General features: G+C 39.4%; 2 protein-coding genes. Both read right to left on the reverse strand.

Features of this window, described 5'->3' with window-relative positions:
- Nucleotides 1-750 (reverse strand): condensation domain-containing protein (locus FNW02_RS37630; RefSeq protein ID WP_348535524.1); only part of this gene is annotated, 750 nt, incomplete at its 3' end.
- The coding region (locus FNW02_RS37635; RefSeq protein WP_191762549.1) for a non-ribosomal peptide synthetase at nt 747-3,685 on the reverse strand (2,939 nt) is incomplete at its 5' end. The genes FNW02_RS37635 and FNW02_RS37630, both read right to left, overlap by 4 nt.

Raw genomic sequence — 3,685 nt, forward strand, 5'->3', positions numbered from 1 at the left:
CCATTGTCTTTGCCAAACTGCAAAGTCTGCGTACTGGATAGGTAATTCTGGTAAGGGGGATGGAACTCCTATACAAAAAGCTTGATATAAAGTCGATAACTCTTGAATGAATACCCCTATTGACCAAGCATCAGAAACAATGTGATGCACATTTACTAACAACACATATTCTGACTGTTCTAGTTGTAATAAACTACATCTGATTAATGGTGCTATTTCCAAGTCAAAAGGAGCAGTTGCTTCTTCGTGTGCTTGGTGCTGTACTAGGGTTTTTTGCTCTGTTTTACTGTGTTGTTGTAAGTCCACCACATTTATTTTCATGGTGGCTTCTGGGTGAATTACTTGTATTGGTGTGCCATTCACAGCTTGAAAGCTAGTACGTAGTATCTCGTGACGGCGTACTATTTCTGATAATGCAAGTTTCAGGGCATCAAGATATAAATTACCAGTGATACGGACACAAGAAGACATGTTGTAAGTGGCACTTAATCCTTCAAGCTGGTTAAGAAACCATAGTCGCTCTTGTGCCCAAGATAGTGGTAATGGCTGATTGCGAGAACTTCTGGGAATGGTTTGAGGCTGAGAATATTGTAAAAACTTGATGATTTCAGCTTTGCGATCGCTCAGTTGAGTACGTATTTCTGGTGTAAGTATTCCTTGGGGAGCATTACAACGCAAACGAGTTTCATCGACCCATAGTTTAACATCTAAACCATTGAGTTCAGACAGAAATTTTTGAATCGGTTTCACAGTTCAATTTCCTCACGATTTTGTAATTGATCAAAAGGAGTAGTTTGTAGTTGTTGTACTAACGTTGAATCACTGTTATCGATGATTTTTGATAAGTTAGCTATTGTCGGTTCTTCAAACAAATTTCTTAAAGGAACATCGACTGCAAAAGCTTGCTTTACTCTAGAAATGACTTGCGTAGCCAACAGGGAATGTCCCCCCAAAGTAAAGAAGTTGTCATAAATACCCACTTTTTCTATGCTCAAAACTGAAGCAAAAATATTAGCAATTACTTCCTCAGTACGATTCCGAGGCGGAATATATTGTAAGTTACTAAATGTTTCTTGATCAGGTGTTGGTAGTGCTTTGCGGTCTACCTTACCGTTGGCTGTTAAGGGTAAAATATCTAAGGTGACAAAAGCACTGGGAACCATATATTCTGGTAGCTTTTGTTTGATGAATTCACGTAATTGGTCAGTAGTTAGTAATTCATCTCTAATAACTATATACGCAACTAAGCGCTTGTTACCAGGAATATCTTCTCTTGCAGTAACTACAGCTTGTTGGATTTGGGGGTGGGTATTTAAGACAGATTCAATTTCTCCTAGTTCTATACGGAAGCCCCGCACCTTCACTTGGTTATCGATGCGACCTCGAAACTTGATGCTACCATCACTACCATAGCAGGCTAAGTCGCCTGTTTTGTAAAGGCGTTTGTGTTTAGAATTAGAGAAGGGACTTGGGATAAATTTTTCTTGGGTTAGTTCTGGACGGTTGAGGTAGCTTCTAGCTAAGCCATCACCACTAATGTATAATTCTCCGGGAACACCGATGGGTACTGGTTGTAGGTGTGAGTCTAAGATGTAAATTTGGGTGTTGGCTATTGGACGACCGATGGGAGAAGGTGCATTTTCAGTTCTTGCAACTGTTTTCTTTGTCCCTAATTGGTAAATTGTAGACCAGATAGTTGCTTCTGTTGGGCCATATAAATTCCACAATTCGCTACCAGTTTCAAGAATTTGATGAGCTAGTTGAGCAGATAATGCTTCACCACCACACAATACTTTTAGGGGATAATTAGAAGACCAACCACCAGCTAACAGCATTTGCCAAGTAACTGGAGTGGCTTGCATAACAGTTATCTTCGACTTGAATAACTCAAATAGTAAGGAATCTGCATTACTTGCAATGGAGCGGGAAGCGACAATAACTTTTGCTCCTACTGTTAATGGCAGATAAAGTTCAAGGGCTGCAATATCAAAGGAAATAGTAGTAACAGCATAGAACGTATCTTCTTGAGTTAATCCTGGAAAATGACTCATTGAATTTAAGAAATTGACCACACTGTAATGGCAGATTTCAACCCCCTTAGGTTGTCCAGTAGAACCAGAAGTGTAGATAACATAAGCCAAATTATCAGAAGCTACTTCAACATCAAGATTGTGGTGAGAGTATTGCTCTATTGATACCCAATCAGCATCCAAACAAACCACCTGTGCTTGATGTTGTGGCAAAGATTGGAGTAACGACTGTTGAGTAAGCAACACCTGCACAGCAGAATCCTCTAACATGTAACTTAGGCGTTCTTGGGGATAGTTAGAATCAAAAGGTAGATAAGCACCACCAGCCTTGAGTATCCCTAACAATCCCACCAGCATCTCAATAGAGCGTTCCACACAAATACCTACCAGTATCTCTGCTCCCACACCGAGGCTCTGCAAGTGATATGCTAATTGATTAGCTCTTTGATTTAATTGTTGGTAAGTTAACTGTTGATTCTCAAACACCACCGCCACACAATGAGGTGTTTTGTCTACCTGTTGCTCAAACAATTGATGAATACATTTATCAGTGGGGTACTCAGTAGCGGTATCATTCCATTCGGTCAACAACTGATGGCGTTCTGCTTGAGTTAACAAAGGTAACTCGCCCACCGTCTGTGAAGGATTTTCCACAATTGCACAGAAAATGGTTTGCAGATGTCCTAACATCCGCTCAATTGTATCTAACTCAAAACGAACAGTATCGTAACTAATCTTAATTAACAACTCATCCCTAGGAACTGCAACTACAGTCAATGGATAATTGTTTTGTTCAAAACCTCCTATTTCAGTTACCTTTAGCGAATTACTTTGATTTAACAAAGAACTATCAACTGGATAATTCTCAAACACCACAATACTCTCAAACAAAGGTGTTCCCCTTGTGACCTCACTCATTGATTGAATTTCAACCAGTGGAGTATAAGAATAATCTTGTAATTCCAACATTAGCTGTTGTATTTGTTGTAGCCAAGATATTAATTGCTGCTGGGGGGATATCTGGAGACGTAATGGTAAGGTGTTGATAAACAATCCCACCATCTTTTCCACCCCAGATAAACTACTAGGACGACCAGAAACAATCACACCAAATACAACATCTTTTTCATCACTATAACGACTTAATAGTAATGCCCAAACTGCTTGTACTATCGTCGATAAGGTAACATGGTGTTGTTGTGCGAGGTCTTGTAATCCACGGCTTGTCTGAGCAGATAAAGTTAACTCCAGTTCCTTGTAATCTGAGTTTATATATTCTTTTTGATACTGATTGTTGTCTACTACCAAAGGAGTAGGAGCACTAAAACCTTGCAAAGTTTGCCGCCAAAACTCAAAAGCAATTTCTTGGTTTTGAGAATTCAACCAAGCGATATAGTCACCGTAGGGAGTTGGTGTTGGCAATGAAAAAGTTTCATCTGTAACTTCGGCTTCATAGAAACTAATAACTTCTTTAAAAATAATTGGTAAACACCATCCATCCATGAGGATGTGGTGATGACTCCAGATAAACTTGTAATTATCTTCATCTAGCCTCACTAATGTACATCCCATCAATGGTGCTTGGTTGAATTGAAAACCAAGTCTTCTTTGTGTTTGCAACAACTCTGATAATTGCTGTTGTTGCTCTGTGGTTG

Source organism: Komarekiella delphini-convector SJRDD-AB1 (genome assembly GCF_014831675.1).
Taxonomy (GTDB): Bacteria; Cyanobacteriota; Cyanobacteriia; order Cyanobacteriales; family Nostocaceae; genus Komarekiella.